15 protein-coding genes are annotated in these 19334 nt (G+C 65.3%); 7 read left to right on the top strand and 8 right to left on the bottom strand.

Annotated elements, in window-relative coordinates; translation table 11 throughout:
* Window positions 1-205 precede the first annotated feature (205 nt).
* Window positions 206-976: a response regulator gene (locus ACQR0W_RS22770; protein ID WP_315713462.1), complete on the top strand. Its 771-nt coding sequence runs from the start codon at window positions 206-208 to the stop codon at window positions 974-976.
* Window positions 963-2330: an ATP-binding protein gene (locus ACQR0W_RS22765; RefSeq protein WP_315769198.1), complete on the top strand. Its 1368-nt coding sequence runs from the start codon at window positions 963-965 to the stop codon at window positions 2328-2330. The genes ACQR0W_RS22770 and ACQR0W_RS22765 overlap by 14 nt, the downstream gene beginning before the upstream one ends.
* Window positions 2331-2408: 78 nt before the next feature.
* On the opposite strand, the gene ACQR0W_RS22760 is transcribed toward ACQR0W_RS22765, so the two are convergent.
* Window positions 2409-3179 carry a DUF2147 domain-containing protein gene (locus ACQR0W_RS22760; RefSeq protein ID WP_316187331.1) on the bottom strand — a complete coding sequence of 257 codons (771 nt, stop codon included), beginning with the start codon at window positions 3177-3179 and terminating at the stop codon, window positions 2409-2411.
* Window positions 3180-3642: 463 nt separating this feature from the next.
* Between ACQR0W_RS22760 and ACQR0W_RS22755 the strand changes: the two genes are divergently transcribed.
* Both ACQR0W_RS22755 and ACQR0W_RS22750 read left to right on the top strand, forming a co-directional pair.
* Window positions 3643-4827 carry an extensin-like domain-containing protein gene (locus ACQR0W_RS22755; RefSeq protein WP_316174271.1) on the top strand — a complete coding sequence of 395 codons (1185 nt, stop codon included), beginning with the start codon at window positions 3643-3645 and terminating at the stop codon, window positions 4825-4827.
* 278 nt (window positions 4828-5105) lie between these two features.
* Window positions 5106-5372 carry a hypothetical protein gene (locus ACQR0W_RS22750; RefSeq protein ID WP_315713457.1) on the top strand — a complete coding sequence of 89 codons (267 nt, stop codon included), beginning with the start codon at window positions 5106-5108 and terminating at the stop codon, window positions 5370-5372.
* A 101-nt stretch (window positions 5373-5473) separates the two neighbouring features.
* Here ACQR0W_RS22750 and ACQR0W_RS22745 read toward each other — a convergent pair whose 3' ends face one another.
* From ACQR0W_RS22745 to ACQR0W_RS22735, 3 genes are all read right to left on the bottom strand, one after another.
* Window positions 5474-6088 (bottom strand): class I SAM-dependent methyltransferase, encoded by a 615-nt coding sequence (locus ACQR0W_RS22745; RefSeq protein ID WP_316187332.1) that lies wholly within the window; start codon window positions 6086-6088, stop codon window positions 5474-5476.
* A 94-nt stretch (window positions 6089-6182) separates the two neighbouring features.
* The gene (locus ACQR0W_RS22740) at window positions 6183-7286 is read right to left on the bottom strand and encodes an ISAs1 family transposase (protein ID WP_316169166.1); all 1104 of its coding nucleotides are present in this window, start codon (window positions 7284-7286) and stop codon (window positions 6183-6185) included.
* A 344-nt stretch (window positions 7287-7630) separates the two neighbouring features.
* Window positions 7631-9979, bottom strand: a complete 2349-nt coding sequence (locus ACQR0W_RS22735; RefSeq protein WP_316169822.1) for a TonB-dependent receptor — start codon at window positions 9977-9979, stop codon at window positions 7631-7633.
* A gap of 197 nt (window positions 9980-10176) precedes the next feature.
* Here ACQR0W_RS22735 and nikR point away from each other — a divergent pair, with 197 nt between their 5' ends.
* Window positions 10177-10662: a nickel-responsive transcriptional regulator NikR gene (gene nikR, locus ACQR0W_RS22730; protein ID WP_316169821.1), complete on the top strand. Its 486-nt coding sequence runs from the start codon at window positions 10177-10179 to the stop codon at window positions 10660-10662.
* Window positions 10663-11107: 445 nt separating this feature from the next.
* Here nikR and ACQR0W_RS22725 read toward each other — a convergent pair whose 3' ends face one another.
* The 4 genes from ACQR0W_RS22725 to ACQR0W_RS22710 all read right to left on the bottom strand — a co-directional run bounded on the left by ACQR0W_RS22725 (window position 11108) and on the right by ACQR0W_RS22710 (window position 15795).
* A complete protein-coding gene (locus ACQR0W_RS22725; RefSeq protein WP_316169820.1) occupies window positions 11108-11857 on the bottom strand; it encodes a hypothetical protein in 750 nt (249 codons plus the stop codon).
* A gap of 523 nt (window positions 11858-12380) precedes the next feature.
* A complete protein-coding gene (locus ACQR0W_RS22720) occupies window positions 12381-13733 on the bottom strand; it encodes a transposase (RefSeq protein ID WP_434888673.1) in 1353 nt (450 codons plus the stop codon).
* A gap of 97 nt (window positions 13734-13830) precedes the next feature.
* Window positions 13831-14406: a hypothetical protein gene (locus ACQR0W_RS22715; RefSeq protein WP_316169819.1), complete on the bottom strand. Its 576-nt coding sequence runs from the start codon at window positions 14404-14406 to the stop codon at window positions 13831-13833.
* A 750-nt stretch (window positions 14407-15156) separates the two neighbouring features.
* On the bottom strand, window positions 15157-15795 hold the full coding sequence (locus tag ACQR0W_RS22710) for a TetR/AcrR family transcriptional regulator (RefSeq protein ID WP_315752415.1): 639 nt from the start codon (window positions 15793-15795) through the stop codon (window positions 15157-15159).
* A 194-nt stretch (window positions 15796-15989) separates the two neighbouring features.
* Between ACQR0W_RS22710 and ACQR0W_RS22705 the strand changes: the two genes are divergently transcribed.
* Together ACQR0W_RS22705 and ACQR0W_RS22700 are read left to right on the top strand one after the other, a co-directional pair.
* Window positions 15990-17318 (top strand): HlyD family secretion protein, encoded by a 1329-nt coding sequence (locus ACQR0W_RS22705; RefSeq protein WP_316169818.1) that lies wholly within the window; start codon window positions 15990-15992, stop codon window positions 17316-17318.
* A gap of 199 nt (window positions 17319-17517) precedes the next feature.
* Entirely contained in the window at window positions 17518-19107 is a 1590-nt protein-coding gene (locus ACQR0W_RS22700) for a DHA2 family efflux MFS transporter permease subunit (RefSeq protein WP_434840768.1), read from the top strand.
* The last annotated feature ends 227 nt before the right edge of the window (window positions 19108-19334 follow it).

Below are 19334 nucleotides of genomic sequence, written 5' to 3'. Positions count from 1 at the left end.
TCGAAAGGAGGCCGCGCCGGCTGGTCGGCCACGCCGCAGGACTTCCCCGTGTTTGTTTGATGCGCGGAGCCTAGGCAGGTTAACGATTGCGCAGGATTAAGTCGCGTGAAGAAATGTTTCCGCCTTAACAATACAGCTTACTTTCGCCACGATCGGACCTCGCTTCGGGCTGTTCTTTTGGACTCAAATCGACCATGTTCCGCGCATGATGTCGTCACACGATACCGCCGTGTCCGCAGACGCGAACATACCGGCAGCCGCGCGCATTCTCTGCGTCGAAGATGACCGGGAGATTGCGGCGCTGCTCACCGAGCTGTTGCAGGAGCACGGCTTCGCGCCGCGCTTCGTGTCCTCCGCGGCCGCGATGAACGACCTCTTGCAGCGCGAGCAGGTCGACCTCATCATGCTCGACGTGATGCTGCCGGACGACGACGGCATGAGCATCTGCCGCCGCCTGCGCCAGATCTCGACCGTGCCGATCATCATGGTGACCGCAAAAGGCGAGGACATCGACCGCATCCTCGGCCTCGAGCTCGGCGCCGACGACTATGTCGTCAAGCCGTTCAATCCGCGCGAGCTGGTGGCGCGTATCCGAGCGCTGCTGCGCCGATCGCAATTGCATCCCGCCGTGATCGCGGCGCGGCAGGCGCCGATGACGTTCGACGGCTGGCGCATCGAGCCGGCGACGCGTACGCTGTTCGATCCCGACCGCGTCAAGATCACGCTGACCAGCGCCGAGTTCGACATCCTGCTGGCGTTCTGCCGCAATGCCGGCCGCGTGCTGTCGCGCGAGCAACTGATCGAGCTTGCGCACGGCGGGCAGGCCGGGCCGGTCGAGCGCAGCATCGACGTCCATATCAGCCGTATCCGGCAGAAGATCGAGCCGGGCGCGCGCAGTTGGTCCCTGATCAAGACCGTGCGCCTCGGCGGCTACGTGTTCACGCCAAGAGTCGAGACCATCGATGACGCCAGATAGCAAGCCGTGCCCGCGCCTCGGCCTCACCACGCAGATCGTGACCTTGGCGTCGCTGTCGGTGCTGTTCGGCATGGTGCTGATGATCGCGGCCGCGCTGCTGTTTCTCGATCCGCCCGACGAGCAGGAATCGCCGGCCTACGGCATCGCGCGCGTCGCCGAGGCGGTGCACTTCGTCCGCGCCGCGAACGACCCCGTGGCCGTCGAGAGCAGCCTGTCGAGCCTGCGCAGCTCCGGCATCCAGGTCGAGCTGGTGCCGCTGACCTCGCTGACGCTGCTCGCCAAGCCGGTCAGGGACGTGCCATGGACCTCGCGGCTGGCCCGCCGTCAGCTCAGCGTGCTGCGTGACGTCACCTTGCTCCACGGCGTCGGCTATGGTGCGGCGCCGCCGACCCAGATCATCGTCCAGGTCGACGGCGAGCGTGCGCTGGTGTTCGACGACGTGCCGCGCCTCGAATTCTGGTCGATGGTGCTGAAGCCGACGGCGGTGTTCCTGTTTCTCATCCTGATCCTGGGCGTGCTGCTTTCGATCTACGCGGCGCGGGCGATCATCCGGCCGCTGTCGGAGATGGCGCGCGCGGCGGCCGCATTCGGCCGCTCGCCGGGCGCGCAGGAGCCGCTGAGCCGGCGCGGGCCCAGGGAGATCGCCCAGGTCGCCGAGGCGCTGAACGAGATGCAGGCGCGCATCCGCGCGCTGCTCGACGACCGCACGCGGATGCTGGCGGCGATCAGCCACGACCTGCGCACGCCGCTGACGCGGCTCAGGCTGCGCTCGGAGCGCATCGGGCAGGGGGAGATGCGCAGCGCGATGCTGCGCGACATCGACCAGGTCAGCCGCATGCTCGACGAGACGCTCGACTACCTGCGCGACGACACCAAGGCCGAGCAGCCGGCGCGGATCGAGCTGGCGAGCCTGCTCGAGACGATCTGCTGCGACTTCGCCGATGTCGGCCACGCCGTCAGCTTCGATGGACCGTCGCGGCTGGTCTGCGAGGGCCGGGCGCGGGCGCTGTCGCGCGCCGTCACCAACGTGGTCGAGAACGCGGTCAAGCACGGCAGCGAGGTCGTGGTCAGCCTGTCGACCCTGGCCGACGGCATGATCGCGATCGAGGTCGCCGATGACGGCCCGGGCATTCCGCAGGCGCTGCAGGCGCGGGCGCTGGAGCCGTTCGTCAAGCTCGACCAGGCGCGCTCCGCCGGCGGCTTCGGCCTCGGCCTGTCGATCGCGCAGGAGATCATGAAGAAGCATGACGGCGGCATCGCGCTGATGCCCAACGCCCCGCGCGGCCTGCGGGTACGGCTGTCGCTGCCGCTGCGCCTCGCGATGCCCGCGGCGATCCCCGCCAAGGTGGCGTAGCAGACGCCACGAGGAGGAAACCCCGCCGGTGCTGATCCCGGCGGGGCCTTTGCGTTCGCCGATCTCGAGGGACGGCGATCAGCTCACGCGCTTCCAGGTCTGGCCGCCGCAGAACAGGCCGCCGAAGGCGCAGCCCTGGACCCGCAGCGTGTTCGGATTCTTGAGCACCACGGTGGAGTCGTAGTTGCCGCCGCCGTCCGGATCGTGGATGCGGCCGACCCATTTGCTGTCCTTCGGCTTCATGTTGATCAGGATCTTCTCCCGCGTCTTCTCGGCAAAGCCGCAGATGTTGGCGCCGCACGGCTCGATCACGACATTGCCCTTGCCGCCCTCGGTGGCCCACAGCCCGAGCGGCGAGTTCGGATCGGCTGCCGGCGCCGGCTGAACTGCGGCAGGCGCCGCGGCAACCGTGGCCGGCGCGGGTGCCGGGGCTGGCTGTGGAGCAGGCGCGGTCGCCGCGACCGGCGCCGGCGGCACCGGCATCTGCACGGTCGTGGATGGCGCAGCGGCAGTGGGCGATGCGGGGGCTGGCGCGGCCGCGGCTGGCGCGGTGGCGGCGGGCGCCGGCGCGTTGACGACCGGCGGAGCCGCCACGGGCGCCGCGACAGCGGGGGCCGGAGCGCCGGCCGCAGGCGCGCTGCCCGCCGGCGCATCGTCATCGTCGAGCTTGGATGATTTCAGCCCGCTGAGGTCGATGCCGGACACCTGCAGGCAGGACAGCGACTGGCAGTTGCGCGGCACGGTGACGCGGATCTTGTGTCCGTCGAAATTGAACGCGATCGAGCTGCCGGCCTGCGCGGCGCTGCTCGCGATCAGAACGGCTGCTGCGGCCAGATACACGGTCTTCATGAATGAGCTCCCTCGGACGGCGTCGTGAACCTGGAGGGCACTCTTAGACGCGGGTGACGGCGCGATCTGTGACAAGGGTCACAGCCGAAAGGCCAATGCGGCTGGGGCCGCACGCGGCCCACCGCGGCCCGTCCATCGATCGAGGTCGGATCGCAGCGATCAGATCATCCCGACGATGATCGCGCCGACGAATGCAAACACGACATACGTGACCACCATGCTCAGCCGATCGGCAACGCTCATGGGACCGCTCCCGTTTCGCATCTCGCGCACCTGGCGTGCGCTCGCGCTTGACGCCTGCTCCGCAAAGCGCGCGCCACACATATCCGATCGGCATCGGCAAAAAAGACAGCGCGGTTGTCGCTTCCCCGTAAATGGACTGCCTTTCACGTCACGATGGTTTGCGCGCCGTAAATGGACGGCATTGACAGGTCCTTAAGCAAATTGCCGCAAACCTCTGCATATGACGCGCGGAGTTCGTTTGTATCTCGTCGGCTCCATCGTCCTTGTCTCGCTTGCGGGTTGCGGCCGTGGATTCTTCCAGGAGCGCGAGCCGTGGCGGGCCGAGGCCGAGATCGCCTGCCTGAAATCGGGCGCGGTGAAGGAGAGCGCGGATATCGTCCGCATCAATCCGATCTCCGGCCCCGGCATGTGCGGCGCCGACTATCCGCTGAAGGTGGCAGCGCTCGGCGAAGCGACCACGAGCTATGGCTTCGCCGATGAAAGCCTGCGTCCACCGGCCGCGATCGGTGGCCAGCCGCGCTGGCCGATCAACCAGCCGCCGCAACGCTACGCCCCGCCCGCGACCTATCAGCCGCAGGCGGCGCCGCAGCCGGCCTATCCCGCGTCGGGTGCGGCCTATCCGAATTCGGCATCGCCGTCCTATGGCGCCCCTCCCGGCGCGCCACTGCAGCTCGAGCCGCCGGTCGGCGAGGACGACGTCAATCAGCCGGCCGACGCGGCCTATTCGCCCTCTGGCGGTCAGCCGGCCGCTCGCACCGCCTATCCGCAGCAGGAACCGCCGCCGCGGCTCGGACCGTCGCGCGATCCGGTCGGCACCGTCGGCCCGGTCGCGGTGAAGCCGACCGCGACGCTCGCCTGTCCGATCGTCTCGGCACTCGACCGCTGGATCGCGGAGTCGGTGCAGCCGGCAGCCCAGCGCTGGTTCGGCACCAAGGTCGTCGAGATCAAGCAGATCTCGGCCTATTCCTGCCGCGGCATGAACGGCAATCCGAGCGCGCACATTTCCGAGCATGCCTTCGGCAACGCGCTCGACATCGCCGCCTTCACGCTCGCCGACGGCCGCCGCATCAGCGTCAAGGACGGCTGGATCGGCCTGCCGGAGGAGCAGGGCTTTCTGCGCGACATCCAGGGCGGGGCGTGCCAGCAGTTCACCACCGTGCTGGCGCCCGGCTCCAACGTCTATCACTACGACCACATCCATGTGGACCTGATGCGCCGCGCCAGCCGCCGCATGATCTGCCAGCCAGCCGCGCAATCCGGCGAGGCGGTGGCGGCACGTGCGCAGCAGCGGCGCTATGGCTACGGCCAGCGCGAGCCCGACGTGACCAGCTCGATCCCGTCGCGCAAGCAGCCGCGCAGCATCGGCCAGCTGATCAACGAGGAAGACGAATTCCGGGACTATTGAGAGGGCGAATAGGGAACAGCGAGTAGCGAATCGGGATCGGGACGATCATCTGCTCGCCATTCGCCATTCCTGTGCGCGGCTGTGGATTTCTTTCGCCGTCAGCCGCGCCTGACCGCGCTCTGTCCCGCCCCGAAACGGAAACCCCGACGTCACGCGCTGCGGATTAGGAGTCCGTTGACCAGTTTTGCCGTCCGCCTTTGGCCGACACTAGACCTGCCACAGTCGCCAGGAACAAGGCGCGCGGGGTTCTGGTTGCTGCCGGATTGGGAGAGGCGGAGATGGCATCGTATCGCATCAAGGCGATTGGGGCGGGCTTCGAGGTCGGCACCGCCGAGCAGGCCGTGCTGGTCTGCCGCTCGCTGAAGACGGCACGCCGCGCCGTCGCCGATGCACAGCGTCTGGAGCGGATGCCGCCGAAGCCGATTCCCTGGCGCACGCCGCCGGAGAGCGAGACGTCGGCTGGTGGAGCGGAGGATGCCGCGCGCAGCGAGGATGCCGACACCGAGGTTCTCGTCGTGTCGGATGGCCCGCCTCTGTGCTGCTGACTAGATCATGATGCGATTCCACGGAATCGCATCATGATCTCATCTCCTTGTTTGAGCATGATCTTTTCGGAAAACCGGTTTCCACTTTTCCGGATCATGCTCTAACCGGCGCGGAAGCGGCAGAACTGGAACTGCTGCGTCGAGTCCCATGGCGTGCGATGCACCTCGGTGCAACTGTCCTCCAGCGTGAAAGCAGGACCCAGCGCAGCGGCCAGTCCGTGGGCGTCGTAGCGGACGACCGGCAGTCCGCTGCACCTCTCCGGACCATCGGGCGCGAACGTGCCGATGATGACGGCCCCGCCGGTCACCACGGCCGCGCGCAGGCGGTCGACATAGGCGGCGCGGTCTTCGGGCGCGGTGAGGAAATGGAAGGCGGCCCGGTCGTGCCAGACATCGTAGCGCGCGTCCGGCGACCAGGTGGTGACGTCGGAGGCGATCCACGTCACCCCGGCCGCCGCCGTGCCAAGCCTGCGGCGCGCCGTCGCCAGTGCCGCGTCGGAGATGTCGAGCACGGCGAGCGCGCCGTAGCCGGCCGCGAGCAGCGCATCGACCAGCCGCGAGGCGCCGCCACCGATGTCGATGATCCGCGATGTCGGTGTCGCACCGGCCTCGCGGATCATCCGCAGCGACGTCGCCGGGTCGTCCTGGTACCAGCTCACCTCGGTCTCGGCCTTGGTGGTGTAGACGTTCTGCCAATGGGTGGTGCGGTCGGACATGGTTTCGGTCCCGAGAAGAGGCACACATTATAGCACGCGACGGCTCGAACTCTTGCCCAGCCGGCGGTGAGTCCCCTCCCCCTTGCGGGCAGGGCTATCGCATATGACCGAGGAGCTCCAAAAGGAAGCTGTCGTCCCATCCCGCGCGCTTGATTTTGCGGCGTATCGAGGCCGGGTTTGGGGATGCCTGCAAGATGTTGAGGGCGATCCTGCGCATGATGGCGAGGTTTTCCGGGGCGTTGTCTTTTCGTGCCCGATTGCTGTCTTCGGCGAAGTGCACGTCGAGGACCCAATGAAGCTTGTTCTCGATGCCCCAGTGACCGCGCGTGATCTGCAGCAGCTTTTTCGGCGCCATGTATTTCGACAGAACGTAGTAGCGCACGAGCGGCGCGTCGGCGGGTTGTCCCCGCACGCGTCGGCGCGACGTAACCCGGCCGATGGCTGCGATCCCAGGAAAGTCGTGCAGCGCGGCCAGGCTGGTGTTGCGAATGACCGTGGCACGACGGGTCTCGCTGCGGTCGTGGCCCGAATGCTCGGCTTGCTGGATGCTGCTTCGCTTGCCGGAGCGCGTAAACTGCTGGATGATCGCCTCGTGCAAGGGCGCGCGATTGCCCTTGGCTGCCAAGACATAATCGCCGCCCCGTTCGAGCACCTTGGACGCAAAGGCCCTGGTACAATGCAGGGCATCGGCCGTGACGATGCAGCCCTGGAGATCGAGCAGCGCGAGCACCTCCAGAGCGCCGGCCGTCTCGTTGCGACCGGGTGCCTTCTTCTGCGCCAGCGCCATTCGGGCGTCCACCGCGAAGACGTTGACCAAATGCAGCGGCGTGGCTTTGGAGCCGCGCTCGTAGGCTCCTCGCAAGGCTTTGCCGTCGACCGCCAGCACGCCCGACAGTTCGATCTTGTTGGCCTTGGCAAACGCCGCCATGAACTTGCGGAATGCTCGTTCGAAGGCCATCGGATCCAGCTGCCGAAAGACCCGGCTGAACGTATCGTGGCTCGGGATGCCGTGGTCGAGATCGAGAACGAGCCGCAACAGCTCTTCCTTCGCCTCTCCGAACTCGGCCATGTCGGCGCAAGACTCTGCCCCGCACAACGTGGCGGCCAGAGCGATGAACACCACCTCCAGCAGCGTGTACCTCGCGTTCCCGGCACGCGGGTCCGGCACACGCCCAAAAATCCTCGCCAACTTCCCCATCCGACGACCTCCACGGCAATGGAGTCGTCTTCAGAATCTCTCTTGCGGAACAATGCAATAGAGGCCGAAAAATCATATGCGATTCCCCTGCCCTTGCGGGGAGGGGTCGGGGGTGGGGGTCCCCACGCGCTGAACGTTCCATGGGGCACACTTCACGCGTGAACGATTTCACGCGTTCGACTGCGGTCGTTCGACGCGCGCGATGATTCTCCAGTGTTCTTGATAGATCGACTCTCCATCACGAACAGCGGGACTCGTGGTCCCCCACCCCCAACCCCTCCCCGCAAGGGGGAGGGGAGTTCACCGTCCGCGAGGAGAGGGCGTGAGACCTAGCAAGCTCCGCCTCAAAACGTCCCCGCCACCGTCACCCGAAACGTCAGCGGCTCGATCGGGTGCAGCACGCGGTCCATCACGCCGGTCTGGCAGACCTGGGCCGGCGGCACCGGCGGGGGCGGCAACGGGGAGGTCGATGAGCCGTAGCACGCCTGGTAGAGCTGGTCAGTCGGCAGCAGCGAGCCGTAGCCGTAGGAGATCTGGCTGGCCTTGGTGTTGAGCAGGTTCAGCACGTCAAGCTGGATGCGCCAGCCATTGGCGTCGCGGAAGCCGATGCGGCCGTTGAACACGCTGGTCGGGGTGGAGCGGAAGTAGTTGTCCTCGGTCAGCGGCGTGGAGCCGAGATAGCGCCAGCGCAGACCGCCGAACCAGCCGGTCTTCTCGCCGAGCGTGATGCCGGCCGACGCGATCATCGCCGGCGCGTTGGGGATGTAGTTGCCGGGCGCATTGCCGAGCTGGGCCTGGGGGTAGCCTGCGAGCGAGGCGTAGACCGCCGCTTGGTCGGTGTTGTCGCCGACGAAGCGCGCATGCGTCATCGCCAGATCGGCATCGATGTCGATCCACGACGCCGGGCGGTAATGGTTGGTCAGCTCGAAGCCATAGCGCCGGCTCGGTCGGCTCGCCTCGGTGTTGCCGGCATCGCCCGAGAACAGGATCTCGGAATCCTGGTTGAGCAGGAAGAAGCTGAGCGACGAGTCGAGCCCCGGAATGATGCGCGTGCGCACGCCGACCTCGGCGCCCTTGGTGCGGACGAGCAGCGGCGAGGAGGCGAGCTTGTTGGTCGGATCGGCCGGATCCTCGGTCGTGGTCGCGCCGCGGGCATCGTTGCTGTGCATGCCATAGCCGGCGCCGACGAAGAACTCGGTCTTGTCGAACGGCCCGATCACCATCCGGAATTTCGGGCTGCCGAGGCCGGCTGCGGCATCGCCGGTGTTGTTGCCGTTGGTCAGCGAATACACGTGGGTCTGATAATAGTCGCCGCGATAGCCGACCGTGGTGCGCAGCCAGTCGGTCCAGCGCACGGTGTTCTCGACGTAGAGGCCGACGCTGCCTTCGCCGACCTTGTCGGCACGAACGACGCCGGTGCTCAAGGGATCGATGTCGGAGAGCAGCACCCGCTGACGGGTGTTCGTCAGCGCCAGCGCGATGTCGTCATAGCGCGTCTGGACGCCGAACGTCGTCTCCATCGGCCGTCCGGCGAAGCTGCCGTTCAAGGTGCGCGAGGCGTTGGCCCCGAGCATCAGCCGGTCGTCGTGCTGGTGAAACTGGTCGCCATAGGTTGGGTTGTTCAGCGCGTAGGTGAAATTGTTGTAGAGATCGAGCTGGCTTTTCACCAAATAGGCGTTGGCCTTCCACGAGCCGGCCTCGTCGGTGCCGGCGATGCGGCCCGACAGCGCGAAGCGGTTGGTCTTGCCGCCGTCCGTCGGATCGACCGCGTCGTAGCGGCCGAGATCGCCCGAGGTGATGGCACGCTCCGGCACCTGGTCGGTCGAGGTCCAGCGGTTCGCATAGGCCATGCCGGTGATGGTGAAGCCGTCGGTCGCGGTGCCCTGCGAGTAGCGCATCAGGCCGTTGATCTTCTTGGCGTCGTCCGGCGTGGTCCACGGGCCGTCGTAGCGGCCGGCTTCACCGGCAATCAACAGGTGGCCGTCACCGACATGCACCGAGTCCATGCCGAAGAAACGGCGATAGCCGAAGCTGCCGGCCGTCATCTGCGCGATCGCCTTGGGTACGCTGTCGATCAGGCCGATATGGACACTTCCCACCGAGGCGAAGTCGCCTTCGTCGGCGAAGTAGGGGCCCTTGCGGACGTCGACCCGGCCGATCGTTTCCGGCATCAGCCAATTCAGATCGGCATAGCCCTGGCCGTGCGCATGGGTGCGCATGTTGACCGGCACGCCGTCGACGAACAGCGCGAGGTCGGTGCCGTGGTCGAGATTGTAGCCCCGCAGAAAATACTGGTTGGCTTTGCCTTCGCCGGAGTGCTGCGTGACGATCAGGCCGGGCACCGCTTCCAGCACCTCGCCGGGGCGCGTCGCCGGGCGGGCGTTGATCTCCTCGCCGGATATCACGACCTCGCTCGCCATGCCTTGCGGCCGCGCCGGGCCGGAGCCGACACTGGGCGCGCCGGACGGTGCAGCCGCCGTCGTGGCGGTCGGCATCACATGCGCAGCCGCACCGGCCGCGCTCGGCTTCGGCGGCTGCGCCGCGCGCCGGACCTGCGGCTTGGGCTTGGCCGTGCGTCGGGGGGCGTCGACGTCGACCGTCGGCAACTCGGCAGGGGCCCGTTCCGGATGGGCGTTTGCCTGCTGCGCCAATGCCGCCATCAGCACGCCAACACTCGCCCCACGCCACCGCATCGTCACGCCCCTAGAGCTCGCCACAGGGCATGCATCGTCAACTGCCGCGCGCCTTCGTTGGTCCGCGACATGCTCGCTTGGATCGCCCCACTGTCGAATGTTAAAGAACGCTAAGGTGACACCGGTATGATGTCAACGTGAAAACATCATACTCATCTGGTGGATAGGCGCTTGCCGCGCAGATCGAGGAGACGGACATGCAGCGCCTGACGATCACGATCGACGACGATCTGCTCGCGGAGGTCGACGCCTTCATGGCCCGGCGCGGCTACGACAACCGCTCGGAGGCGTTTCGCGATCTGCTGCGCAGCGGCCTCGAAACGGCCGACGCCGGCGCCGCCGACAGCCGCCACTGCATCGCGACTCTCAGCTACGTCTACGACCATGCCGCGCGCGAATTGCCGAAGCGCCTGACGCAGGAGGCGCACGACCATTCCGGCCTCGCCCAGGCGACCCTGCACGTCCACATCGACCAGGAGAGCTGCCTCGAGGTCACCGTGCTCAAGGGCGAGCGTCGCGAGGTCAAGGCGTTCGCCGACCACGTCATCGCCGAACGCGGCGTCCGCCACGGCCACGTCGCGATGATGCCGGTCGATCCGGCGCAAGGCCATGGGCACGCGCATGGTCATAGCCATAGTCACAGCCATTCGCATTCCCACAGCACGAAGAGCGGGAAGAGGTAACACGGAAGACGATAGGGCACGCCGCCTGCCAAATTCTCCCTCCTCATAACCCGCGCAGCGGGATATCCAGTACGTTGCGGCCTCTCTATGGGATCATCGCCGTCTCGGCGTACTGGATCGCCCGGTCGAGGCCGGGCGATGACAGCCGGTGTGTGGCGCGATAGCTGCCCCGATCGTCATTGCGAGGAGCGCAGCGACGAAGCAATCCAGACCTTTCGTGCCGCCCCTGTGTCGCTTCGCTGACGCTCGCAATGACGACAGGGTAGGGTGGGCAAAGGCGCGCCCGCGATGTCAATGATCAGACGCGATGCGCCGCGCGCCGTGCCCACCATTCCGCAATCTCCTGCGCGGAGCGATGGCGGGCACGCGACCGTCCTGCAGGCGGCTGCTTTGCCTGCCCTACAACTCCTGCATTCGCGCCCGCGCCCGTTGACCCGGTCGAGCCTCAGAAGGGAAGCAGATCTTTTCCGAATCTGGCTATGAAATCCCGCACATCGCTGCGAGCTGAATGCCGATCGAGACCGGGAAAGCCTGCCCAACGGAATGCAAGGCGCAAATAGTCGAGGAACGGCAATCCATGTCGCTCGTCAGAGAACAACGGGTCGGCACCGAGAAATGGCACCAGGACGCAATATGGACTGCCTCCGCTGATGTTTGCCTTGTGCAGATAGTCCGGTGCCAAGACGATACTCAGCTGATGCTCGTGATCTCGTTCCGTGTCTGCCTTCTGATAAATCCATTCATCGAACAGATCCGTAACGATGGAGGGCGCATCTATGCATAGGGCGTCGTGTTCCTCAGACGGCAAATCGAACCCAAGATCCGGCGGACGATCCTCGGATCTGTAGTCCCACACAAAGTTGATTCCACCAACGACACGCCAGAATGCCAGAAGAGTCGGTGGAATCGGTGCTCCGGACATCTCGACAATGCGAGAGAAAACCGCCTCGTCGCTCGATTTCGGTGGTGTCCGAAGACTTTGATCTTGAGATGATAGGACCTGCCAGCCAATGGCCTGCAATCGCGAGGCGACGAGGTCGGCGTTTTGGACGACCCGTTGCATGGTCGCATCGGCGATCTCCATCACTTCCTCGCGGAACTCACCTTCAATACTTGGGTAGGTGCGAATTTCTCGCCAAACCTGATCGAACTCACCCGCCCGATATCGCTTCAACAGAGTCCCGTCGCGTCGCATGTTCCGGTAGCTCCTGCAGACTCTCACCCAAGTCAATCGTCACCGAATGATATGACAGCGTCGGCTGATTGTTGCACGGCTTGTCTTCCGCCTTTGGCCCATCTCGGGCTCGAGGCTCCGGCCGCAGATACGGCGCCGTTGCATCATCACCCGCGGCTGCGGCGGAGCAAGGCGTCCTTGCGCCGACGTGTCCGCCCCAGCCGATCGGGCTGAGGCAATCGAGAGTCTCGGCGCGGCCCCTGGATCGCGTCGCTTCGCTCGCGATGACGCCGTGCTACTGCGGTCGCGCGCCGTAGAATGCCGTTGCTCGTGCCGGTGATGACAATGGTACGAGCTGCCGCAGGTACTTTGGCAGCGGCGGGGAAGGTTTAATCCTGAAGCGCGTCAACTGGTGCATTCACGACAGAAGATATTCCGCCGCTGTTGCGACCAGAATCCCATTTTGTCCGATTCCGTTGAAAAAGTCGGCAGTAGTTTCGTCGTGAACGCCATCTGTTTCGAGGACGAATTGGCGCGTTGTGGTTCACGCGGGCGTCAGCGCGGGCATCGGGATCAGCTTGGCCATCTTACGAAGGTTCTGAGCGGCTGCAGCGAGGGTGAACTCGTCGCGTGCGCCGTTCGGCCCTCTTAGTCGCAGCCGATCTAGCTTGAGGATGCGCTTGAGATGCGCGAACAGCATCTCAATCTTCTTGCGGAGCCGGCGTGAAGTGCGGCCTTCCCATGAGCTTGCGATCTCGCGTGCCATGTCGCGAGCGCCCTCGTAGATCGAGCGCGGCACTTTTCGAGCCGGGGTGTTGGGGCAACACCTGCTTCTTAGAGAGCATGCTTGACAATCGCGCTTGCTCGCACGGTAGAGGACCGTCGTGTCGTTGTTCACCAGCGTCCCTGTAGTGGTGAGGGGTTTGCCAGCGGGACAGCGATAGACGTCCCTGGTATGGTCGTAGGTGAAGGCCTCACGCGAGAAGGTCCCGTCGGTGCGGGCCGACTTGTCGAAGACGGTCACGTGCGGCTCGATCCCGTGCTCGTAGACCAGCCACCCGAGCATCTCAGCGGAGCCATAGGCGCTGTCGCCGAGAAGCCGGCTTGGATAAAGATCGAACCTTTCGATTGAACGCTCAATCATGCGCTTGGCGGCCAATACTTCTGCCTGGCGGATCGCCGTGGTCGCTTCGACATCGACGATGATCGCATTCTCGACGTCGACCAGATAGTTCGTCGAGTAGGCGAAGAAGGCTTGGCCGCCGTGCGCTCCCGTCCAGCGCGCCGCCGGGTCGGAGGGCGATATAAACTTGGGCGTGACCTCCGTCGCGGCACTGAACGCGGCATCATCAAGAACGGCAAGATACTCGTCGATCGCTCGACCCGCAGCCTCCGGCGGAAGCCTCTTATCGCCTTCGATTCCCTTCTGCCGATTGGCATCCGCCTTGATCAGGCTCGCGTCGACTGCGAACCCTTCGCCGCCGATCAGGCGCTCCCGGATGCAGCGGCGCAAGACGGTCTCGAACACGCGACGGAAGAGATCGCTCTCACGGAAGCGGCCGTGCCTGTTCTTCGAGAACGTCGAGTGATCGGGGACAGCTCCATCTAGACCCAGCCGGCAAAACCAGCGGTATGCCAGATTGAGATGGACTTCATCGCAGAGGCGCCGTTCCGATCGGATGCCGAAGCAATAGCCGATCAAGAGCATCCTGATCATCAGCTCCGGATCGATCGAGGGCCGCCCGATGTTGCTGTAGAACGGCGCCAGCTCCCGCCGTAAGTCCTCAAGGTCGACGAACCTATCGATCGACCGCACGAGGTGGTCGGCTGGGATGTGCCTTTCCAGCGAGAACTCATAGAACAACGCAGCCTGTTCGACTTGCCGATGCCCCATCATGACCTTCAGTCCTGCCCACTAGACAGACTGAATCACCGATATCTCTGCGTCGCAACTGCTGACTTTTTCAACGAAATCGTCCCGAAGCGGACATTGTTCATCGCGGCCTTATCGAACGAAACGCAATCCATCTCGCCGCCGACGATCTTTCGAGCCAAACCTTCATACGCTCGCTTACCCAATGGAGCGTATGCTCACGAGCGATGTCCGTGCCCGGATGTCGATCTGCGCGGAAGGAATGTGTGCCCTGGACCTGCAATTCGGGCGTAGGCCGGACGGCGAGAGCCCACAACCGAGGCATCTGCGCCAGAAGAGTGGGGTCGTGGGGGCATCCCAAAATGTAGTCCTCTGGTTCGCCTGTCTCGGGATACGACATCGGCTCATTGGTGTCCGTGCTCCAAGTCTGCCAATCGAGGCGGACGACTTTCCCATACTGAGTCTGCTCGAAGTCAAAGCCAGTCAACTGGCTGCGTTCAAGGTCACGTCGAAATTCGTCGGTGACGATGATGAAGCCGAATGGCTGGGTCATCGGCGGCACATATGGGCCAGTGCGCAAGATGCGGACGATCGGCGGCCCGACGCACTCGGTCGCTTCAACGAGGCCGTTCAAAAGAATATCGCCGTAGTCACCCCAGGGAGATCCGACGGATTCCATAGCGAAGAACTTTGACATGGTAGGCCCAGGATGCGCGGCTGCCGAGCTTCGATTGCCCCAATCCGCAACCGCTTGCAAGGTCGGCTCGCGACCCTTCTCGGACGCTAGGCTCCTTCCGCGGATACGGCGCCGAGGTATCGTCGCCCGCTGCTGCTGCGGTCGCGCGCGGTTAAAGCCGGCTGCGCGCAGAATTCGATTTCGTTTGCCCGATCAAACTGATTTGCCCTGTCCAGTCCCTCGCGCAAAAATTTTGATCTTCCATTTTTCCGAATTTCATGGTTGTCTACCGCCATCCCGCCTCGATCGAAGAGGGACGTTTCGCGGTCGTCACGAGCGTTGGAGGCGGGGAGCGGTGGCCTGTCGGCGCGCAGCGCGCTGAAATCGCGAGCGGACGAACGCGACCGGCAGGACGATGAAGTCGTATGGTCCTGGCGCCCCGATGCTGGCGCCAAGTTGGCGACGATGCCCAGCGCATCGCGCTGATGACGGTGGCTACAAGCCCGGACACCGGGGAGACTACGTATAAGTCGTAAGCCCATCGCGCAGGGAGGGCCGGGTGATCTCGGCTGAACCTGTGGTACCTGCCGCCTGCATTTTTTTGAGCAGGCGGGCCACGGGCGCGGCCAGCGCCCGGCCTTCCCTGCACCCTCCGATCGATTCGAGGGTGATCCGGACGCCAAGCTCGGACGTCATCCGTCGCGAGAAGGAAAGCGCATGCCCGATGCTGGTGAGAACAGAGCCGCAGATGCCGCCATCCGCGGCCCGTCCTCAGTTCTTGACGCCATAGTGGGCGAGGAACATGCCTACGGCGCTGGCGATGACCTTGTGAACGCGGTCGGGCGAGGGGGCCGGCTCGGCCTGGAAGATGAAGGGCAGGAACAGCGTGGCCTGGCACATCTGCTGGAATTGCGAGGCCGCCAGATGGCAGTCGTCGATGGCGAGCTCGCCGGCGTCGACACGGGCCTGCAGATAGGCCGCCAGCCGGCTGATCGTGCCGTTGAGCACGCACTCGTAGTAACGGCGGCCGACGTCCGGCATCCGCTCGGCGATCGCCATTACGGTACGGATCGCCGATCCGCCGCCCGGCCGGCAGACCACCGCGATCCAGGCCTTGCCGAACTCGCTGAGCACGGTCGCGGCATCGCGATCCGGGTCGAAGCTGAAATTCGAGGCGCCCCGATGCACGCTCTCCTCTTCGACGATCGCCTCGAACAGGCGGAATTTGTCGGCGAAGTAGACGTACAGCGTGCCCTTGGAGACGCCGGCGACGCGCGCGATCTCGCCCATGCTGGCGCCGTCGAAGCCCATGTCCATGAACACCTTGCGGGCGCCCTCGAGGATTTGCCGACGCTTCGAGGAATCGTCGTCCGTCGTCGCCTGGGTGGTGTTTTGGTACGGCTCAATCATTGGTTTAGGCTGTTCCCGAAGATTTGGCCGGTGCCAACGTCACAAACGCATCTGCGCGGATATGTTGCGGTAGCGAAGATATAGATTGACCGAACGGTTCGGTCAATGGTAGATGTGGATTGACCGAACGGTTCGGTCGGGATTTTCGATTTTCGGGGCCTGAGCGGCCCCGCTGTCATGGGTGGGAGTCTCTGATGGCCGCTGCGAGAGATCAGGCTGTGCGGGCGCGCCGTCCGGACGCTGAGGAAACGCTGGAACAGACGAGGTCTGAGCCGGTCCGGCCGCAGGCCAGCGACGCGGCACAGCGCAGGCCGGTTGATGCCAAGCCGGCTGACCCGAAGGCCGACGTCAGCACCGAGGCGCCGCTTGAACGGCCGGCGCCGGCCGGCGCTCCCACGGGCGCGAAGCCGCAAGCCGCGCCCGCCGCCGCTCCGAAATCCGGCAAACGCAAGCGCGTGCTGGCGGGCATCGGCGTACTGCTCGCGCTCGCCGCCGCCGGCTATGCCACGCACTATTATCTGGTCGGCCGCTTCATGGTCTCGACCGACGATTCCTACGTCCGCGCCAACAACACCATGCTGGGCGCGCGCGTCTCCGGGCACATCCAGGAGATCGTGCCGCGGGACAATTCGGTGGTTCGCAAGGGCGACGTGATCTTCCGCATCGACGACGGCGACTACAAGATCGCGGTCGACGCCGCCCGCACCAAGATCGCCACGCAGGAGGCGACGATCGCGCGCATCGGTCGCCAGGTCGCCGCACAGCAGAGTGCCGCCGAGCAGGCGCAGGCCAATCTCACCTCATCCGAAGCCGCGATGAAGCGCGCCGGGCTCGACTATGAGCGCCAGCAGGCGCTGAGCAGCAAGGGTTTTGCCTCGCATGCGACCTTCGAGCAGTCGGAAGCCGCGCGCGACCAGGGCATGGCGGCGGTCCGCGCCGCCCGTGCCGCGTACGACGCCGCGCGCGACAATGTCGAGGTGACGAAGGCGCAGCAGGTCGAGGCCCAGGCGCAGCTCGCCGAGCTGAAGACATCGCTTGCAAAGGCCGAGCGCGATCTCGAATTCGCCACCGTGCGCGCGCCGGTCGACGGCACCTTCTCCAACCGTCTCGTCAACACCGGCGACTTCGTCGCGGTCGGCCAGCGGCTCGGCAACGTCGTGCCGCTCGACGACGTCTTCATCGACGCGAACTTCAAGGAAACCCAGCTCAGGCGCATCCGTCCGGGCCAGCTGGTCACGATCAAGGTCGACGCCTATGGCGCACGCGGCTTCAAGGGCGTGGTCGACAGCATCTCGCCGGCCGCGGGCTCGGTGTTCACCCTGCTGCCGCCGGACAACGCCACCGGGAACTTCACCAAGATCGTGCAGCGCCTGCCCGTGCGCATCCGCGTGCCGAAGGAGGTGGCGCGGCAAAACCTGCTGCGCGCCGGCATGTCGGTCTACGTCACCGTCGACACCACCGACGCCAAGGATGCCGACACCGAAGCCGACCTTGACGCATCGGCGACGGTGCAGGGGAAGTAGTTAGTGAATGATGCGATCGCGTTGGCTTTCGCGTCATCGGCAGTGAACTCCCTCCCCCCTTGTGGGGGAGGGTTGGGGTGGGGGGGCTCCGCGCGAGACCGCCGTTGGGGACCCCCACCCCCGACCCCTCCCTGCAAGGGGGAGGGGAGTGCACCGAAGATGCCGCGGCGGTCGTGCTCTCTCGACAGCGAACAACACCATGGCCACCGCAACGACAGCCAATCCCAGCATGAGCGCGCCGGCGGCGCCGGCCGATCGCATCGCGCCGCGGCGGCTGTTTGCTTTCCTGATCATGGTGTTCGGCATGTTCATGGCGATCCTGGACATCCAGATCGTCTCGGCGTCGCTGAGCGAGATCCAGGCCGGACTGTCGGCGAGCTCCAGCGAAGTGTCGTGGGTGCAGACGGCCTATCTGATCGCCGAGGTGATCGCGATTCCCTTGTCCGGCTTCCTGTCGCGCGCGCTCGGCACGCGGCTGTTGTTCGCGATTTCGGCGGCCGGCTTCACCATCTCGAGCTTCCTGTGCGGCTTCGCCTCGTCGATCGAGCAGATGATCGTGTGGCGCGCGCTGCAGGGCTTCCTCGGCGCCGGCATGATTCCGACCGTGTTCGCCTCGGCCTACACGGTGTTCCCGCGCACCAAATTCCACATCGTCGGTCCGATCATCGGCCTGGTCGCGACGCTGGCGCCGACGGTGGGTCCCACGGTCGGCGGCTACATCACCGACGCGATGTCGTGGCACTGGCTGTTCTTCGTCAACATCGTGCCGGGCATCATCATCACGACAGGCGTGCTGGCGCTGGTGGATTTCGACGAGCCGCATTTCGAGCTGCTCGACCGCTTCGACTGGTGGGGCCTGCTGTTCATGGCCGGCTTCCTCGGCTCGCTGGAATATGTGCTGGAGGAGGGGCCGCAATATGAGTGGCTGCAGGACACGTCGGTCGCGATCTTCGCCGCGATCTGCGCGGTGTCGGCGGTCGCCTTCTTCTGGCGGGTGCTGACGGCCGACGAGCCGATCGTCGACCTCTTCGCTTTCGGCAACCGCAACTTCGCGGTCGGCTGCCTCCTGCAGTTCTGCATCGGCATCGGCCTCTACGGCCTGACCTACATCTATCCGCGCTATCTCGCTGAAGTTCGCGGCTACAGCGCCCTGATGATCGGCGAGACGATGTTCGTCTCCGGCGTCACCATGTTCCTGATGGCGCCGGTGGTCGGCCGCCTGATGCTGAAGATCGACATGCGCCTGATGATCGCGTTCGGCCTCGTGATCTTCGCGATCGGCTCCTACCAGATGACCGGCATCACCCGCGACTACGACTTCTGGGAGCTTTTCCTGCCGCAGGTGCTGCGCGGCGTCGGCATGATGTTCGCGATGGTGCCGACCAACAACATCGCGCTCGGCACCCTAGCGCCGGACCGGGTCAAGAATGCATCCGGCCTGTTCAACCTGATGCGCAATCTCGGCGGCGCCGTCGGCCTCGCCGTCATCAACCAGGTGCTGAACGACCGCACCGACCTGCACATTTCCCGCCTCCACGAGCGCGTCAACTGGGGCAATGCCACCGCGGTCGAGACCCTCAACATGCTGCAGCAGAAGCTGCAGGGCATGGGCGACTCGGCGCTGATGGCGATGAAGCAGCTGTCGCAGATCGTGCATCGCCAGGCCGTCGTGATGGGCTATGGCGATGCGTTCTTCATGCTGACCTGCTTCTACATCGCGCTCAGCTTCATGGTGATGCTGCTCAACAAGCCGAGCTCGCCGATGGCGGGCGGCGGCGACGCACATTGACGTGAGCGGCTCCTGCGCGTGCCGCGGGTTGCCAAATCATACCGTCGATGGTATGGAACAAGAATTGTTGCTCGAACCGGGGAGATTTGCATGACCACATCGCATCTGCAGATCGCATGCACCCGCTCGATGCCTGTTCTGGTGTTCGGCCGCTCGCTTTGAGCACCATCGCTTAACTTCCCAACGCCTGAGTTACTCATCCGCAGACCGCGCGCCGCGTCGCGTCT

The organism is Bradyrhizobium sp. HKCCYLRH1034 (assembly GCF_051168375.1).
Lineage (GTDB): Bacteria > Pseudomonadota > Alphaproteobacteria > Rhizobiales > Xanthobacteraceae > Bradyrhizobium.
Note: the sequence above shows the minus strand (reverse complement) of the source record. Positions and strands in the feature narration are given on the sequence as shown.